Source organism: Synechococcus sp. 63AY4M2, assembly GCF_002760475.1.
Lineage (GTDB): Bacteria > Cyanobacteriota > Cyanobacteriia > Thermostichales > Thermostichaceae > Thermostichus.
In genome coordinates, this window is sequence record NZ_AXUX01000001.1 from 1,761,501 (window position 1) to 1,778,571 (window position 17,071).

Here is a 17,071-nt window from a genome sequence, read left to right on the forward strand (position 1 = left end):
TCAGCCCAGGTCTCCGTGAAAACCGAGTAGACTAGGTAAGGAAGTTTCACTTAAGGTTCTGTTCTATGGATTGTCTCAGAGAAGACGAGCTTGGCTATCTCCTTAAGAGGCGGGAAGAAGTTATAGAGGAGCAGAGAGAGATTCAAACCACTATTCAGTCTTCAAGAAATTGGCGGAAACGAGACATTTTGTCTCAGGCAAGAAAGTGGGGCTGGGAGATTGTCCGTCGTCGTGCCAGACATCCCACGCAAGCTGTTCGCGGGCATTTGAGGGTTAGTATTCCTGGACATGGCGACGGCGATTTCCTGGGGGTAGGAATAGCTCATAGAGTCTTAAAGGAATTGGCAGAGCCTAAACTCACAGAACTACAGCTTCAAAGACAAGAGTGCAGCGACCAAATTGTTAACTTTCTCGTGGGCAGAGGTATTGAATTTAGTTCTTTGCGCGAGTTAGGTTTATTAATCGAGCAGATTGAATTTCTGGAAGAGCAAAACCTAAAACTTAAGCGTAGAATAGAAGAGAGCGAGGAAGTAGCTTTAGATTTGCTCGTCGAGAAAGAACACGAAAATCAGAAGCTGGCCAATAGAATAAGAGAGCTTGCAGAAGAGCAGCTGCAAGTCCAGGAGATCGTCAGCCGTGCCATTTTAGCTCTGAAGGAACTTAAACATATCTTTGACCAGCTTCAGAACGCGGTAAACTACATTCCCATTCCAGAGATTAGGAGCTCACTGCAAAGTTACCTGAACAGGATCATGGCTATTTTTAAGGCTAACCTGCCTTCTACGGGTTCTAGAAAGTTGCTTCAGAAGAACGAGCAGGATATTTATCAAGCGAATTTGGAGGATAACCATGGGTCTCATCGAGAGCCTTGAAACGGCAATCGCGGCCTCGCGTCGCAACTATATTGAGCTCCTTCAGTTGACAGGACAGCTTGTTGCCGAGCGACAGCAGCAAGGTCAAAGGAATTGGCTACGGCTGAATGCCAAGCCCTGGACAGCAGCGACCCTAAAAAAAGCTTTTGCTTCCTTTGCAGCCGCTCGAGCTTACTTTAGTAAGCGCTACGGCATAAAAGCAAGAGGGTGGAAAGCTTTGGCAGAGCAGGTCAATACTGTTGAGACAGCGCTGATTCACTTGGGACTGGCCGTTCGCGAAAGCCCTCAGGCAACCTCCCTTTTGGAGAAGAGTGCCCGGCAATCCTCCTCGATTTCTTGAGGGGATAGGCGTCCACTCTCCCTTTTTTCGCCGTTCTGGCTTTGTATCCCCAGGAGGGGGAAGTTTTTTACAGGCAGGCTTTGAACTTTTTCAATACCGCCCGATCCAGCATCAGCAGGGCTGCGCGTAACCCCCCCGAGTATCCCCAGAAAAAGCCCACCGGCAGATGGCCCTTGGGCGCTTCCAAGTTGGTTTTGAGCTCCCCGTACTCCAGCCAGCGGCCCTGGATCTGCCAGCCCACTTTCTCTCCCATACACTCTTCGCGGGGTAAGGCCGAGAAGGATCTCGAGCTGAGCCCTCCCCTTTTCTCCGAGTCACACTCCTGCCAGAGCTGCTTCTGGACGGTAAAGCCAAAGCGTCCATGGCTGGCCTGCGTCCAAAGTTGGTCGATTAGCCGCAGCATCGGGCAGGGGAAAGCTTCAACATCCTTGGGATCGAAAAAGCCCACCTGGGATCGCCCGCCCAGCTTTAACATTAGAGCCGTCGTCCAGCGATCGGCTTCCCCCCACTGGCCAGCCCGCAGCCGATCCCACAGCCCTTGTAGGGCAGGAGCCGCTTCTCCCACCCAGTCTGGCCAGGGGAGAGTAGCGGGCAGGGATCCCTGTCCCTCTAGACAAACTTCGGGAGAAACCAGGGATCCGGATGCCCCCTCTTTTTTCTTTGTCGTGGCAGGGGTAGGGGGCGCCACCATTTGCTCCAGCTCTTCTGCCGAGTGCTGGGCCAGGAGCTGTTCCAGCTCATCTTGGGGTTGCGGGGCCAGAAGCCGCTCCAGTTGCCGCAGATCTTGAGTGCGGATGGCGGGCTCAAAGGTCAGCGGCTTCTTCTCTTCTTGAGAGGCCGCTCCCGGCAGCAGGGCCAGCCACTCGGCCATGGTTTGTGGGCGCTCTTCGGGGTGGAGAGCCATCCCTTTGAGGATGGCGGCCTCCACCTCTTCAGGAATGCTGGGGTTAAGGCTGCGGGGGGGATCCAACTGCCGGCCTGTGGCCCGCACCGGCGCGCACAAGGGCACTATCCCCGTCAGCAGGGTGTAGAGGGTGGCGGCCAAGGCATAGACATCGGTGAAGGCGCCGCGGCGGCGCAGGCTGTCGTACTGCTCCAGGGGGGCGTAGCCATCGGTGCCGTAGGAGGTATGGCGCTGGATCAAACCTTGGGCGTAGGCCCGCGCCAGGCCAAAGTCGATCAACACCGCTTGCCCGGATCCCTCCCGCACCAGGATGTTGGCCGGCTTCACATCGCGGTGCAGGATCCCCTGTTCGTGCAGGGCCATGAGGGCGGATCCCACCTCTCGCGTCAGGCGCAGGGCCTCCGGCAGGGGCAGCGGCCCCTTTTGCCGCAAAAGCTGGTGCAGCGTCTGGCCACGGATGTACTCCATCACAATGCACCAACGCTCCTGCTCCCAGATCACCTCTTCCACCTTCACCACGTGGGGGTGGCGGCAGCGGGCCAGTTGCAGCGCCTCGTTCATGAAGTTTTGCTGGAAGCGAGGATAGTCGGGATCCTCGCGGATGCTGTCCTTTAAGACCTTGATAACCACATCCTCAGCACGGACGCTGTCCCAGGCGCGGTAGGTAATGCCGAAGCCCCCTTCCCCCAAAACGGCCTCGATGCGGTAGCGCCCCCCCTGCAATTCTTCGCCAACTGCCCAAGCCATACGCGATCTCGCTCCCCGCCTCTAGGGCTATTCTGTCACGGGGATCAACAACGGACGGCACGTAAAACTACTCGTTGCCGGGCAGACCCCCTGGCGGGCACAGCGGTGGCTCTATCGCCCCAGGGATTGTGGTCATTTCAAATAGCAACGAAACGTTTCTCTACGTCGTTATTGGTAGGCAGGGCTGTCGCAAACGCGCCAGCGGCGCGGAGCGCTTGGATGGCGGCAGAGTGTTTTCACCTAGTTTAAAACGACTCCAAGTCTTTGGAGGGGAGCTTGCTGAGAATAAGGTAGGGATCGGGATCCCAGCCTGCCTGCTCAAGAGCCCACCGGCAGCACCCCCGTCTTCACCTGGAAGGTGCGCGCCTGGCCGTCGCGGATGACCCGCAGCGTCAGCGTCTTGCCCACACCGGCGGCATCCACCAACTGCTGCACCTGCTCGGCATCGCGAATAGGTTGGCCGTCAATCTCAACAATGACGTCCCCTTCCCGCAGGCCAGCTTGCTCAGCCGGCGATCCCGGAATTACCTGCCCGATCAACACCCCCTCTTGCACTGTCAGCGTGGTGGATCGGCCCGGGTCCCGGTTGAGGCGCTCCACCAAATCGGGGTTGAGGGTAATCATGCGGATGCCCAAGAAGGCATGCTCCACCCGGCCATTGCGGATCAGTTGCTCGGCAATTTCCATGGCGCGGTTGATGGGGATGGAAAAGCCGACGCTCTGGGCTCGCTGGAAAATGGCCGTATTCACCCCAATGACGCGACCTTCTGCGTCCAGCAGCGGGCCGCCCGAGTTGCCGGGATTGATGGCCGCATCCGTTTGCAGGAACGTCACCCGCTTGTTGGTGGCCCCAATCTGCCCGGAGGAACGCCCGACGGCGCTGATGATCCCCGCCGTTACCGTGTTGTCCAGGCCCAGCGGGTTGCCGATGGCGATGGCCCAATCTCCTGGCCGCACCTGGTCGGAGTTGCCCAAGGTAACCGTGGGCAGATTTTCGCCCTCGATCTGGATCACGGCGATGTCGGTTACCGGGTCTGAGCCTTTGACTTTGCCTTCGAAGGTGCGCCCATCCAGCAGATGCACCCTCACCCGCTCGCTGCCTTCCACCACGTGGGCATTGGTGAGAATGAGGCCATTGGGATCGATGATGAATCCGGATCCGGTGCCCTCCTGCTGAAACTCTTGCGGCAGTTGGGGGATTTGGCCCCCAAAGAAGCGGCGGAACAGGGGCTGGTTGAACAGCTCGGGATCAATAGGGCTGGCCACGGTGCGGGTGGCGTCGATGCGCACCACCGCCGGTCCCACCTTTTGGGCAACGGCGGCAATGAAATTGGAAGGCCGCACGGCATCGGCAGGAGAGGCAGACTCAGGAGGGGACTCAGACCAAGGCAGAAGGGATCCCACCCCCTCTCCAGCCCGCTGCGACCAAGTGGCAAGGGGAGTTTGCTGCAGCCATGCTTGCCCCCTTGGCGAGGACAACCAGACCCCATAGGCAATGCCTCCGCCAAACAAAGCCATCGCCAGAAATGTTTGCCGTAGAAGCCGTGTCATGATCCCTCCCAGAGCTCAGCCGTATTGCCCCAAAAACACTGCACTGAGGAAGCTCAGGCAGACCGGCGCTACCCACCTGCGCAAGCAGACCCGGTTTACTTTGGCCTATTCTTCTTTTAGCTGTTTAGGGGATATGTGCTTAACTTAGCAAATCTTGCGGGCAAAGACAGGGCTCAAGAGCCTAGCGATGACCGGGAATCTAGCTCACCTCCCTTCCTCAGCACCGCCGGAGCGGGATCCATGGCAACGCCACCGCGCCTGGATGCAGTTGGCCCTGCAAGAAGCCGAGCGGGCGGGAGAAGCGGGCGAGGTGCCGGTGGCGGCTCTGGTGGTGGGGCCGGGGGAAGAGCTGTTGGCCCTAAGCAGCAACCGGCGGGAACGGGATCGGGATCCTACGGCCCACGCGGAGATTTTGGCCCTACGGCAGGCGGGGCAGCGCCTGGGCGACTGGCAGTTGCAGGGCTGTCGGCTGTACGTGACCCTGGAGCCCTGCCCCATGTGCGCGGGGGCGATCAGCCAATCGCGGCTGGCCCAGGTGATCTACGGCGCCGACGATCCCAAGGCCGGCGCGCTGCGCAGCGTGCTCAACCTGCCCGCTTCTGCCGCCAGCTTCCATTGCCCAGAGGTCATCGGCGGAGTTTGCGAGGCCGAGTGTCGTCGCCTGTTGCAGCAGTGGTTTAGCCGCCGGCGGGGGATCCCTCTGGCAACCTGACGGGGAACTTGGGCGACAAAAAGGCCGGGTTGAGGTCGTGCATCGGCAAGCGGTTTTTGATACTGTCATATCGGAAGGCCCCCGGCCTGCCAGCGCGAGCAGCTGGCTGGGATCCGGCCGCGGCCTCGAAGGCAAAGCTCTTTGAAGGCGGGAGCGCTTTGGTTGGTCGGTCGCTTGAGGGGTTGGTTGGGCAATCCTCACCGCAGGATCGCAGTTTCCTTCTGGATCCCTCCTCCGAAGTGGTTTATCGGCGGACAGGGATCCGTTGCTCTTGGGTGGTCTTTCCCAGAGGAGTGACGTGTGAGTGTAGCTCTCTTTTCTTCTCCGGTTGTGTCCCCGCTGCCCTCGGCTTGGCTTAGGGGGATCGGCCTTCTGGTTTGGGCTTGGCTCTGCTTGGCCTTTCCGGTGCAGGCGCGGGTGCTGCTGCGGGTGGGGATTGCCGTCAACAAGCCGCAGGTCAGGCTCGGCAGCTCTGCCCCGGCCCGCCTGCTGGATGCCCAGGGACAACCGCTGGCCGAAGTTCCGGCCATGCAGCCGCTGCAGGCCAGCCGGATAGGCTCGGCGGTCAGTTTGGCCGGCCAGCAGGGAGAACGCCTTTACCTACAGCCCACCACCCCCGATGGGTTGGTGTTCATCGACCAGAACTGGTACCGCGGCTGGGTGGAGCTGATCCCCGGCGAAAGTGGAGTGATCGCCATCAATCAAGTTGGTTTGGAGGACTACGTTTCCAGCGTGGTGGGCAGCGAGATGGGGCACCGCTTCCCGATGGAGGCCCTCAAAGCCCAAGCCGTGGCCTCCCGCACCTATGCCCTCTACCATCGCAGTCGTCGCTCCCAGCAGCCTTTTGACTTGGGGAGTGGGATTGATTGGCAGGTTTACAAAGGGGTGGCTGCCGAATCCAACCGCACCCAGGCAGCAGCCCGCGAGACTGCCGGCCAGGTTCTCGTCCACCAGGGGCAGTTGATCAACGCCGTTTTCCACTCCTCCGGCGGCGGCCACACAGACGATGCCGGCAATGTTTGGCTGGAGTCGCGGCCCTACTTGCAGGGGGTGCCCGATTTCGATCACCACTCGCCGGTGTTTAGCTGGACGGCTACCATTCCTGCCCAACAGCTCCAGCAGTTGGCCGGCGGGATCGGGGCCATCCGCTCCATTGAGATCCTGCGCAGCTCTCCCTGGGGACGGGCCATCACCCTGCGCCTAGTGGGATCCCAAGGCAGCAAAGACGTCAGCGGCAGCGAATTCCGGCGGGCTCTGGGGTTGCGCAGCACGATGATCGCCATCAGCCCACGAGGGGAGGCGGCCACCACCGCCAGCCTGACCCCTGCTGGGGCAAACTTTCCCGCTTTCTTCCAAATCCAAGGGCGCGGCTACGGGCACGGGGTGGGCATGAGCCAATGGGGAGCTGCCGCCCTGGCCAGCCAAAACTATTCCTACCAACAGATCCTCAGCCACTACTACCGCAACACCAGCTTGGCCGTGGTGGAGGGACGCTAGGCTCAGTCGGAGCTCCTATCGAAAAAGGCCATTTGGTAGCGAAGGCAGCTAAAGCTTTGCCGAGCTTGTGGCAGTTTAGATTGCCCTGCCGGGATCAGGAGTCAGTGGCAATTCTGGAAACTCTGTTAACTCCGATGCAGCACCGTCTCTTCAGACAGGCCGCAGATCGATCAGCAGCCTTCTCTGAGATTGAAAACCGAACTGCCGGTGGCCATTGTTGTTGCAAGATCTGGGAAAAGACTGAGGAAATCTGGCTTGGAGCTGCTGCAGATTTTGTAGAGATCCTGAATCCTCCTGCCAGAATTCTCAAAGTTGGCTCAATAATAAAAAATTAGAAACGTTTACCAGGCACGATTAACCTCTGCCGCTTCTTTTTCCGGCCTATAGCTTCAACCCCAGGTATCTGTCCTATGTCCCTTGCCACTTTAGCCCCCGCTTTTCCCGAACGTTGCCCGGTGCTGCCGGAGGCGCTCACGCCCCTGTGCGAGATCGCCCGTAACTATTGGTGGACGTGGAACCCCGATCACCTCACCATTTTCCGGGAAATGGATCCCGCCCTGTGGGAAAAAACCTCTCACAACCCGGTGCGCATGCTGGAGGAGGTTTCTTACTTGCGCTTGGCGGCCTTGGCTACTGACGTCAACTACCTCAACACCCTCAATCGCATGGTGCAGGCCTATCGGCAGTACATGGCGGCTGAGGATACCTGGGCCAAGCGCACCATGAAGACCTACGACTGGCAGCGTCCTATTGCCTATTTCTGCGCTGAGTACGGCCTGCACGAGTCTTTGCCCATCTACTCCGGGGGCCTGGGCATGCTGGCTGCCGATCACCTCAAATCCGCCTCCGATCTGGGGGTGCCGCTGGTGGGCGTGGGATTGCTCTACCGCCAAGGCTATTTCCAGCAGCGCCTGGATCTCAGCGGCTGGCAAGGGGAGCTGTACGAAGATTGCGAGTTTGACGCGCTGCCTCTGACGTTGGTGCGGCAGCCAGATGGCAGCCCTCTGTTGGTGGAAGTGGCAATGCGGCAGCGGCTGGTGAAGGCACGCGCCTGGCGGGTGGACGTGGGGCGGGTGCCCCTCTTCCTGCTGGATACCAACCTGCCGGAGAATGATCCCATCGACCGCTGGATTACTGCCCATCTCTACGGCGGCAGCACCGATACGCGCATTGCCCAGGAGTGTATCCTCGGCATTGGGGGGGTGCGCCTGCTGCGCCAGTTGGGCCTGGATCCCATGGTCTATCACATGAACGAGGGGCATGCTGCCTTCTTGACTTTGGAGCTGCTGCGGGAGGAGGTGGCACGGGGTACGCCCTTTGAGGCGGCAGAGGCCAAGGTGCGGGAAAAGTGTGTCTTCACCACTCACACGCCGGTGCCGGCTGGGCACGATGCTTTCAGCCCCAACGAGATGGATGCGTTCTTTGCCTCTTTCTGGCCGCAACTGGGCTTGACGCGGGAGCAATTTTTGGCTCTGGGGGCGCGGCGCGGCGGGGATCCCTGGGAGCGCTTCAATATGACGGTGCTGGCTTTGCGCTACGCACGTGCAGCCAACGGGGTGAGCAAGTTACATGGGCGCGTCTCTCGCCAAATGTGGCATGTGCTCTACCCAGAGCGGTCGGTGGAGGAGGTGCCCATCGGCTCCATTACCAACGGGGTTCACGCCCGCACCTGGGTTGCCCCCCTCTTCTGGAACCTCTACGACCAATACCTGGGTCCCGACTGGCCGGAGCGGGTGTCGGATCCGGAGCTGTGGGCCAAGGTGGAAGAAATTCCCGATGAGGAGCTGTGGCGGCGCAAGGAAGCCCTGCGGGAGCGGTTGGTGTCTTTTACCCGCCACCGGGTGTTGCGGGCGCGGCGCAACCGCGGCGAAAGCAACGAACGTCTCCAGGCCGTCAACCAGTTGTTGGATCCCAAGATCCTGACGATTGGGTTTGCCCGCCGCTTCAGCACCTACAAGCGAGGAGATCTAATCTTGCGCGATCTCGAGCGAGTGACCCGCATCTTCACCAACAAAGAGTACCCTGTGCAGATTATCTTTGCCGGCAAGGCTCACCCGCGAGATGAAGAAGGCAAGCGCCTGATCCAACGGGTGGTGGAATGGTCGAATCGGCCTGAGGTGGCTCACCGGGTCGCCTTTATTGAGAATTACGATGCCTACGTCAGCCGCAATTTGGTCCAAGGGGTGGATCTTTGGCTGAACAACCCGCGGCGTCCTCTGGAGGCCTCAGGCACCTCCGGCCAAAAAGTGGGCTTCAACGGGGGGCTCAACCTCTCCGTTTTGGACGGCTGGTGGCCCGAAGGCTACAACGGTCGCAATGGCTGGGCCATCGGCCAAGAAATCGAAGGTCTGGATCCAGCCGCCCAAGACGATCTGGACGCCAGCTCCCTCTACGATGTGTTGGAATACGAGATTATCCCTATGTTCTACGACCGGGATGAAAAAGGGATCCCGCGCCGCTGGATTGCTCGCATGAAAGAAGCAATCCGCACCCTCAACCCGGTCTTCAACACCGACCGCATGGTGGCTGAGTACGTCCTGAAAATGTATGAGCCCCAGCCTATCGAAACGGAGGTGAGTCGCATCTTGTCGGGCTCGGCCGTCGTTAGCTAAGTTAGCCTCCCTCAACCCAGCCCTTCTCCCTGAGGGATGGCCCAAGCGCGCCGCGCCGCCGACGCGACCACCCCCAACCTCTCTCTGGGAGAGGGGAATCATCATGCAAAAATCGGGATCCCCGCCCTCCTCAGGCGAAAAGGCAGGGATCCCTGGCCTGTGTCCATGGAGACTAGGCACTAGCGTTGAGGGTTATCGGGAAGGTCAGCGGCTCCGGCTCCTCCTCAGGCGGTAGCATCACCACCTCCGAGCTGTCGATGATCGCTTGCAGCTCTTCCCCATCAATGGTTTCGGCCTCCACCAAGCGGCGGGCGATGCGATCCAAGAGGGCGCGGTTTTCCCGGATCAGGTAAGTGGCCCGTTGGTAGGCCTCATTCACCAGACGTCGCACCTCTTCGTCGATGAGGGCCGCCGTCTCCTCGGAGAAATCCCGCTCTGCAGCGATCTCACGGCCTAGGAAGATATTGGCATACTGGCGTCCCAGGGCCACGTTGCCCAGGCGGTCGCTCATGCCAAAGCGGGTGACCATGTTGCGGGCAATGCGGGCCACCTGCTGTAGGTCGCTGGCTGCCCCCGTGGTCACCTCCGCCTCGCCATAGACCACCTCCTCTGCCACCCGACCCCCCAGGGCGACGGTCATCATGTTTTTCAAGTGGGCACGGGTGGTCAGGCCCATGTCATCATCGCTGGGCATGAACCAGGTGAGGCCGCCCGCCTGGCCGCGGGGAATGATGCTGACCTTTTGAATGGGATCGTAGTTGGGCAAGAGGGATCCCACCAGGGCGTGTCCTGCCTCGTGGTAGGCCACCAGCTCCTTGCGCCGCTCGCTCATGAGGCGATCCTTCTTCTCTGGGCCAGCCAACACCCGATCCACGGCGTCGTTGATCTCGTCCATCGAGATCTCGGTGAGGTTGCGGCGGGCCGCCAAGATGGCCGCTTCGTTGAGTAGGTTGGCCAGGTCTGCGCCGGTAAACCCAGGGGTGCGGCGGGCCAATTTCTCCAGATCCACATCGGCGGCCAAGGTTTTGCCGCGGGCATGCACCTTGAGGATCTCCAGGCGGCCCTGGAAGTCGGGGCGATCCACCGTCACTTGGCGGTCAAAGCGACCGGGCCGCAGCAGCGCTGCATCCAACACATCGGGGCGGTTGGTGGCGGCGATAACGATGATGCCGGAGTTGCCCTCAAAGCCGTCCATCTCGGTCAGCAACTGGTTCAGGGTTTGCTCCCGCTCGTCGTTGCCACCTCCTAGGCCGGCTCCCCGCTGCCGACCCACGGCATCGATTTCGTCGATGAAGACAATACAGGGGGCATTTTGCTTGGCCTGCTCGAACAGATCCCGCACCCGCGAGGCCCCCACTCCAACAAACATCTCCACAAACTCAGAGCCAGAAATGGAGAAGAAGGGCACACCCGCCTCTCCGGCCACAGCGCGGGCCAACAGGGTTTTACCTGTACCTGGGGGGCCGACCAGCAACACCCCGCGCGGGATCCTGGCGCCCAGAGCGTTGTACCGCTCGGGGTTTTTCAAAAAGTCCACCACCTCGGCCAGCTCCAACTTGGCCTGGTCAACACCAGCCACATCGTTGAAGGTAACCTGAGTTTTCGGCTCCATCTGCACCCTTGCCCTCGACTTGCCAAAGTTGAGCGCCTGGCTGCCAGGGCCGTTTTGGGCTCGGCGCAACAGGAAAAACAGGCCAAGCAGCAGCAAGACGGGCAGGAAGAAGGTGCTGAGGATGCGCCCCAGCAGACCCTCCTCCTGAACCGGGCGCACCGCCAGCTCCACCCCTTGCGCAAGCAAGGTGTTCTCAAACTCGGGGGTGAGGGGAGGCAGGTTGACCAGCACTTGGGTGGCGCGGTTGTTGATTTCCGCCTCGGCAATGGCAATTTGGCGACCATCGGGGGCGATCTCGACCAAGACTTTGCTGACCTCGCCCCGTTCTATGCGGCTCATCAGGTCGGAGTAGCTGATCTCCAGACGCTCAGCCGGACGGGTGCCGAAGAAGGTTGTGGCCAGCGAGATCAAGACAATGGCCAGCAACGCGTACAATCCGGCGCTTCTCCATTTTTTGTTTTTACCTTTCTGACTCACGGAAGCGTTTCCTCCCAAAGGGTGCTTTTTATCGAACTCACAGATGGCATCTGGGGTCGAGTGGATTCTTGCAACGATAGACTATTAATTAATATTAACCCGGCTGAGAGGCCGGGGAGAATAGCCGAAGATCCGCAGGATCGCGCACTTTTGTCAACGGGCTTGCGGCTAGGATCGGGGGCGAAAGGGCCGCACTCCCCCTCTCTCCTTGGTTTTCTAGGGAATCTCCATGCTGACTCAACTGCGCCAACTGAGCCTGGCTGCCGACGGACGCTACCTCAGAGATGAGGAGATGCAGTTCATGGAGAGCTACCTGGCCTCCTTTGAGCTGCGCCTGGGCGCCTATCGCAAAATCCAAGCGGCGGAAGCCCAGATTGTCGGCGAGGTGGAGGCGAAGCTGCGCGCTCTGGATCCCTACTTGCTCATGCGAGGGGTGGAGGATTTCCGCAACAAATGGAGAGCCGACACCGTGCGGGTTTTGCGCCTCTCGGCTTTGGCCATGCTCCTAGACGATGAGCAGCGCTACAAGGAGCGATTTCTCTACTGGTTTCAGACCTTGATGCGGGCCTTCCGCACCCAGCGCAGTTGTGAGGCTACCTACCGCTTCTTGCAAGAGGTGATAGCCAAGTACCTCACCCCCGCGGAGTTTGCTTTGATCCAGCCGATTCTGGAAACCAACCGTACCCTGCTGGGTCTCACCTAGGCCGCAGGCTCGGAGGAAGGGCTCGCCTCGATCACCTCCAGCTCGTCGGCCTGGAGGTGGGCGCGGAACTTATTCCCAAACTGCACCTGAAAGGGAAAATTAGCGCTGATCGGGCGGCCGTTCCAGTCTTGGATCACAGCCGTCACTTCTCCCTCCATACCTTTGAGGTCAAAAGGTTGATTGCGATGTTCCGGGTGGTGATAGACGATCACGCTGGTACGCACCCGCACTCGATCTCCGACTTTCATCACACACCATTACACGGCGCTGTTAGGAGCCGTGCCCTCCAACCGTTGAACGTTAAAAACTTGCAATACCCTAGGTTGGCATTTTGCCATAGCTGCTTGCCAGGAGCGACCTCCTGCAAACTCACTCGATTGGTTGCTTTCAGCCGCACGCCCCGCTCACCTCGCTGCCAGGGGAGTGTGGCTTCGCCGCTTGCTACCCACCGTCTGGCGGGGCTGGGTTTGATTAACATCAGGGGGGTTTTCCCATCCACGGCAAACATAGGTACCAACACGGCTGTAAGCTCTTCTGTGTACGCCCCCTCGCCCCTACGGAGGTTTCAGGCTGGGGGAGAACCTGTAACATGTTTTGGGCCGCTGGGCCTAGATCCTCTGCTTGCCCTCCGGCGTTCCTTGCGAAGCTTGGCCAGGCTGTTCTCGCGCCTAGCTTGCCGTTGCGATGCTGGCATCGCTACTCCTGCCAATTGCTAACCAAGTGCCTCCAGCCCGCTGATGCGATCAGTCGCGGCACTTGGCCTCCTGAAAAGGCAGCCCACCCCAGGAGCCTGCTGGAAACACTCTAGCTCAGCCCCTAACGAAGACTGCGGAATGTAGAGAACTATGTAGAAATTGATACAGTGGTTTGCATTTCTCCGGGATCCCCTCGCCCTTGAGGAGCCGCGCCGGCTTCTGGGAGCATTGCCCCAACCCAAGCCCACTGACTTCAGCCGAAAGATCCCTCTGCGGAACCTGGGATCCGTGGGGCTCATCAGTGTATTCCCGGACACGTTTTTGGGAGACTTTGACCAATTCTGAGGATCCCAGGCCTAGAGTGGTGGTGGGTGTTCTGGCTCGGGGCCCTTTTGTTCGCGGTCGAGATCTGGATATTGCGACGGCTGCCGCTCGCCAGCTGGGCATTTACGAGCAGGAAGTGGCGAAAGTAGAGGTGCCTCTGCTGCCTCCCCAAGAAGTTCCTCTCTCCGGCGTTTTGATGAGCCTAAGGTAGAAATTGCTGGGCAAAAATAACTACTAGAATCGGCTCCCGATGGGGAGAATCTGCCCAGGCTAAATGCCTGAAGATTTGCTGGGCTGGTTTTCTGCTTCTTGTCTGCGGCGATCGCCAATGCCGCAGTCGCCGCAGCATTCGGGTCGCTTGAAGTCGTCCCAATGGATGCAGGCCCGGCAGCCCTTCAGCATTTCCGGCCAGCGCTCTCGAATTAGCAGTTGTCGCAGCCTCACTTCTCGTGATTCGGGAAAGGGGTGTTGCAATTCATCCATGGCCCTGGGATCCGCAGCTCTCTGTCTCTGGTATAAGGGCAAATGAAAGTCTGCAATCTAGAAATATCGGCATAGCTTAAGGTTTGTGCTTTGCCGATCTCCAAAGAGGGCTTGGGCTAGCCCAATTTTCTTGAGCCCATTACTTTGCGAAGGGATTTGCAAAAAATATAAACGGATTTCTTACAAGATTTAGCTGGATTTTTCCCCGCTTAACACAAAGGTGGGATCCAGAGGCAGCAACAGTTGGCTGCGACCGCGGTGTTCCAGGCGGTTCACGGCTGATTGGATCACCTCCACATGATGAGCTCGCACGGCAGCCAGCCCGGCAGAGAGGCCGTAGAGCCCCTCCAGAGAGTTGGTGGTCGCCACAATCCTGCCGTTGGGTTTGAGATGGTTCCAGGAGGCCTCCAGGATCTCCCGTAGGGGATGGCCACCTTCGATACAGATGCGATCGGGGGGCGGAGAGAGCTGATGCAAGCAATCGGGGGCGGTGCCCTGGATTACTTGCACGTTGTTGAGGCCGAATTTCTCGCAGTTGCTCTCGATCAAGCTGACCACCTCGGCATCGCGCTCGATGGCAATCACGCGAGCGCGGGGGCAGAGAATGGCCGCTTCGATGGCGATGGTGCCTGTCCCGGCGCCGATATCCCATAGGCAGTGGTCTTCTCCCAGGCGCAACTGGCTCAGCACCAGCACGCGTACCTCGCGGGGGCTCATCGGGATCCCCGGGATCCGCTCAAAGGCGGAGTCCGGGATCCCTGGGGTGCGATAGGGCCAAGAGAAGGGGGTTGCCATTGCCAAAGACCGCTGCCGGGGAAATGGCCATACTTCTCAGCATAAGGCGAAGCCCCGACCAACTGGCTACGCTCTTCATGTCCCCCTCCTGGGAGAGGGGATCCCCGCGCTAGGCCAGCCTAGGTCAGTAGCCCCGTGAGGGCCGGACAAGGCTCCAAAGCTGATGATCGGACTCGAACCGATGACCTGCTCATTACGAGTGAGCTGCTCTACCGACTGAGCTACATCAGCAAGGGTAAGCAATTCCGCATCCCTTTGTTCAGCCAGTTCAGCAGCGCAAACTGGGAACGCGGGACGGGAAAGCTGACTTAGACTATTGATGCTCACCAATCTTAGCGCATCCTTGCCCTGCTCGGGATCCCCAGGCCGTCAATCCTAGAGAAAGACCTAAGGTTAACCAGGCCAGCCAGTCGCCTGTGCGCGTGTAGAAGGTTACCTGGGATTGCCGCCTGACCTCTCCGGTCACCACTCCGCGCTGAAAAATCGGGCCCACCTGCTGGAGTCGACCTGAGGGATCCACCACCAGGTTGCCGCCGGTGTTGTTGACAAAGACCACGCTGCGCCGGTTTTCGACCGCCCGGAAAACCGAAAGCCGGCCGTGGAGCATGGGCCAGTGGCTGTTGCCAAACCAGCTATCGTCGGAGATCACGATCAACGACTCTGCTCCATTGCGGGTCAGAGTTCGGCTGGGGGCGGGCAATACACTCTCCAAGCAGATCATCACCCCCAAAGGCCCAAACAGCTCCCCTCCCGCCAGCGGCCGATAGCCATCTGGGGAGGGCGCGTAGCGCCCCGACTCAAAATAGGGGAAGATCCACTGCTTGCCAAACCAATCCAGCACTTGGCCTTGGGCGTTGAAGAAGAGGGCGGTGTTGAAAAATCGCTGCTCCTCCTCCGGCAGGTGGGCTGTGCGGGGATCCGGCTCCGTGGCCCCCGTAATCAAAGCCCCTTCTGGGGGGAGGATGGCTCGCATTGGCTCGATCACATGGGGTTGCAGGGGGGTGTTCAGCAACCGGGCCCGCAAGGCTCCTTCCGGCCAGATCACCAACTGCGCCCCCTCGGCCACCGCTTGGGCCGAAAGCTGGTGCAACTCCCGGTAGCGCTGGCTGCGGTACTCCCAACTGCGATCGGCTTCCAACCAGGCCACCTGCTGCACCGTCCCCACGCGAAAGCTGGGATCCCCTTCCGCCGCCGCTAAAACATCAAAGTAGGCCAGCCGCAGGCTGCCATAGGCCAAGACCAGCCCCCCCAGACCTAAGCCGCAGGCCAGCGTGCGCCGGATATCCGGGTTCTCGGCCCCCGAGCAGGATCCCTCTGCCCTCCATTGGCAGCGGAGCTGCTCGGCCAACTGCCAAACCACGCCATTGACGAACACGGCAAAAAAGGTCACTCCCCAGATCCCGGTGAGATCGGCAATTTGGATCCCCAGGGGCCAGTCAAAGAGCAGGGATCCCCAATGAAAGGGGATCGGCCACCAGAGCAGGCCCAGCAGCCCATCCAGGCCTGTCCAGACCGTGGCCAGGCCCAGGGGACGTGCCCAGGGGGGGAGGGGCCGGCTCAGCGCCAAGCTCAAGACCGTGGCTGTTGTGAAAAACAGAGGGATCAGGGGAGCCACCACTGCTCCTCCCAGGATCTCCCAGGCGCTGAGCACTTGAAGCGAGAAGGGATCCACCCAGAAGGCGTACAGGCACACGCAAAACCAGAGGCCATAGGCCAAACGCCACTGCCTCCAACCCTGTTGCTGTTCGCAAAGGTAAAACAGAGGCGCTAGGCCCAGCAGCGCTCCCGGAAACCAGTGCAGCCAGCGGTTGGGGGATCCCAAACACAGCAGCAAAACGGCCAGCCCCGCCAGCCAGCGGGATCTCCACTCTGGGCGAAGCGGTGGGAGCAAAGCCGGGTGTTGAGGGAAGGAGGGCAGCTCTAGGGCCATTGGCAATGCAGGGGAATCCTCTGAGTGCTGCGGGCAGCCGCAAGAGCCGGCCTTGCTCGCATCCCATCATCTTTACAGAGCCTGCTGAGGCCTGCAAACGATCCCAGCGGCCCTAGCGCAGATACCACCGCTTTTGCCAGGCCCGCATTTGCTCAATCTCCGCTTGCTGGGTAGTGACAATGGCTGTTGCCAGTTGCCGAATCTCGGGGCACTTGGATTTTTCCAGAGCCTCTCTAGCCATGACCAGGGCTCCTTCGTGGTGCTGGATCATTGCTTGCAGGAAGCGCAGATCGAACTCAGGGTCAGCGGCTCCCAGGTCGGTATCCATGCGCATAGCCGAGATCATTTCTGGAGTCATGGCCATCTGGTGGCCCATCTCTTCATGCCACATGACGGGCTCCTGGGGAGCTAGCGGGTACCAGCTCAGCCGCCAGCCTTGCATCTGCTTGATTTCTTGGCTTTGGGCGACCCCAATGGCCCTGGCCAACTGACGAATTTCCCGCCGCCGGGATTTTTGCAGGGCCTCCGCGGCCATGCTCACCGCTCCCTCGTGGTGGAGCATGACTCTAGTCAATGATATGCTGGACTATACTGAAAATAATGCCCAGTATGTTCAGTATGGCTGCTTGGTATGGCTAGGTATGTAAAACCGAGAGAAGCGGCGGATTATTTTGGGGTGTGCCTCCACACCTTGAGGCGATGGGAACAGAAGGGCTGGATCCATGCAGTACGTACACCATCCGGTAGGGCAAGAAGGTACGACCTCGACAGTTACATCAGAGCACCCAAGAAGGATAAACGAGTCGTTTTGTACGCC

16 protein-coding genes and 1 tRNA gene are annotated in these 17,071 nt (G+C 59.9%); 8 read left to right on the forward strand and 9 right to left on the reverse strand.

Annotated elements, in window-relative coordinates; genetic code table 11:
* The first annotated feature begins 65 nt into the window (after positions 1-65).
* Together SYN63AY4M2_RS07880 and SYN63AY4M2_RS07885 are read left to right on the forward strand one after the other, a co-directional pair.
* Positions 66-872 (forward strand): hypothetical protein, encoded by an 807-nt coding sequence (locus tag SYN63AY4M2_RS07880; protein ID WP_099812710.1) that lies wholly within the window; start codon positions 66-68, stop codon positions 870-872.
* Positions 850-1,212 carry a hypothetical protein gene (locus SYN63AY4M2_RS07885; RefSeq protein ID WP_011431531.1) on the forward strand — a complete coding sequence of 121 codons (363 nt, stop codon included), beginning with the start codon at positions 850-852 and terminating at the stop codon, positions 1,210-1,212. The genes SYN63AY4M2_RS07880 and SYN63AY4M2_RS07885 overlap by 23 nt, the downstream gene beginning before the upstream one ends.
* Positions 1,213-1,279: 67 nt before the next feature.
* On the opposite strand, the gene SYN63AY4M2_RS07890 is transcribed toward SYN63AY4M2_RS07885, so the two are convergent.
* Positions 1,280-2,863 (reverse strand): serine/threonine-protein kinase, encoded by a 1,584-nt coding sequence (locus tag SYN63AY4M2_RS07890; protein WP_099812712.1) that lies wholly within the window; start codon positions 2,861-2,863, stop codon positions 1,280-1,282.
* A 318-nt stretch (positions 2,864-3,181) separates the two neighbouring features.
* A complete protein-coding gene (locus SYN63AY4M2_RS07895; protein WP_099812713.1) occupies positions 3,182-4,414 on the reverse strand; it encodes an HhoA/HhoB/HtrA family serine endopeptidase in 1,233 nt (410 codons plus the stop codon).
* Between the two features lie 187 nt (positions 4,415-4,601).
* Here SYN63AY4M2_RS07895 and SYN63AY4M2_RS07900 point away from each other — a divergent pair, with 187 nt between their 5' ends.
* From SYN63AY4M2_RS07900 to glgP, 3 genes are all read left to right on the forward strand, one after another.
* Entirely contained in the window at positions 4,602-5,126 is a 525-nt protein-coding gene (locus tag SYN63AY4M2_RS07900; protein ID WP_011431528.1) for a nucleoside deaminase, read from the forward strand.
* A 300-nt stretch (positions 5,127-5,426) separates the two neighbouring features.
* Entirely contained in the window at positions 5,427-6,623 is a 1,197-nt protein-coding gene (locus tag SYN63AY4M2_RS07905) for a SpoIID/LytB domain-containing protein (protein ID WP_041438653.1), read from the forward strand.
* A 410-nt stretch (positions 6,624-7,033) separates the two neighbouring features.
* On the forward strand, positions 7,034-9,235 hold the full coding sequence (gene glgP / locus SYN63AY4M2_RS07910) for an alpha-glucan family phosphorylase (protein WP_041438652.1): 2,202 nt from the start codon (positions 7,034-7,036) through the stop codon (positions 9,233-9,235).
* Positions 9,236-9,407: 172 nt separating this feature from the next.
* Here the strand turns inward: glgP and ftsH are convergent, their stop codons facing one another.
* On the reverse strand, positions 9,408-11,324 hold the full coding sequence (ftsH, locus tag SYN63AY4M2_RS07915; RefSeq protein WP_011431525.1) for an ATP-dependent zinc metalloprotease FtsH: 1,917 nt from the start codon (positions 11,322-11,324) through the stop codon (positions 9,408-9,410).
* 229 nt (positions 11,325-11,553) lie between these two features.
* Here ftsH and SYN63AY4M2_RS07920 point away from each other — a divergent pair, with 229 nt between their 5' ends.
* The gene (locus SYN63AY4M2_RS07920) at positions 11,554-12,027 is read left to right on the forward strand and encodes a hypothetical protein (RefSeq protein WP_011431524.1); all 474 of its coding nucleotides are present in this window, start codon (positions 11,554-11,556) and stop codon (positions 12,025-12,027) included.
* Here the strand turns inward: SYN63AY4M2_RS07920 and SYN63AY4M2_RS07925 are convergent.
* Entirely contained in the window at positions 12,024-12,275 is a 252-nt protein-coding gene (locus SYN63AY4M2_RS07925; RefSeq protein WP_011431523.1) for a ferredoxin-thioredoxin reductase variable chain, read from the reverse strand. The genes SYN63AY4M2_RS07920 and SYN63AY4M2_RS07925 overlap by 4 nt on opposite strands.
* A 778-nt stretch (positions 12,276-13,053) precedes the next feature.
* Between SYN63AY4M2_RS07925 and SYN63AY4M2_RS13610 the strand changes: the two genes are divergently transcribed.
* A complete protein-coding gene (locus SYN63AY4M2_RS13610) occupies positions 13,054-13,257 on the forward strand; it encodes a hypothetical protein (RefSeq protein WP_143597410.1) in 204 nt (67 codons plus the stop codon).
* Positions 13,258-13,316: 59 nt separating this feature from the next.
* Here SYN63AY4M2_RS13610 and SYN63AY4M2_RS07935 read toward each other — a convergent pair whose 3' ends face one another.
* From SYN63AY4M2_RS07935 to SYN63AY4M2_RS07955, 5 genes are all read right to left on the reverse strand, one after another.
* The gene (locus SYN63AY4M2_RS07935; RefSeq protein ID WP_049749797.1) at positions 13,317-13,529 is read right to left on the reverse strand and encodes a hypothetical protein; all 213 of its coding nucleotides are present in this window, start codon (positions 13,527-13,529) and stop codon (positions 13,317-13,319) included.
* A 189-nt stretch (positions 13,530-13,718) separates the two neighbouring features.
* Entirely contained in the window at positions 13,719-14,324 is a 606-nt protein-coding gene (gene cbiT, locus SYN63AY4M2_RS07940) for a precorrin-6Y C5,15-methyltransferase subunit CbiT (RefSeq protein ID WP_011431520.1), read from the reverse strand.
* 158 nt (positions 14,325-14,482) lie between these two features.
* Positions 14,483-14,555, reverse strand: a tRNA-Thr gene (locus SYN63AY4M2_RS07945).
* An 82-nt stretch (positions 14,556-14,637) separates the two neighbouring features.
* Positions 14,638-16,254, reverse strand: coding sequence for an apolipoprotein N-acyltransferase (locus SYN63AY4M2_RS07950; RefSeq protein ID WP_011431519.1), 1,617 nt, complete (start codon positions 16,252-16,254; stop codon positions 14,638-14,640).
* A 112-nt stretch (positions 16,255-16,366) separates the two neighbouring features.
* The gene (locus SYN63AY4M2_RS07955) at positions 16,367-16,816 is read right to left on the reverse strand and encodes a DUF305 domain-containing protein (protein ID WP_240530512.1); all 450 of its coding nucleotides are present in this window, start codon (positions 16,814-16,816) and stop codon (positions 16,367-16,369) included.
* A gap of 69 nt (positions 16,817-16,885) precedes the next feature.
* On the opposite strand from SYN63AY4M2_RS07955, the gene SYN63AY4M2_RS07960 reads away from it, so the two are divergent.
* On the forward strand, positions 16,886-17,071 hold a 186-nt coding region (locus SYN63AY4M2_RS07960; protein WP_143597433.1), incomplete at its 3' end, for a helix-turn-helix domain-containing protein.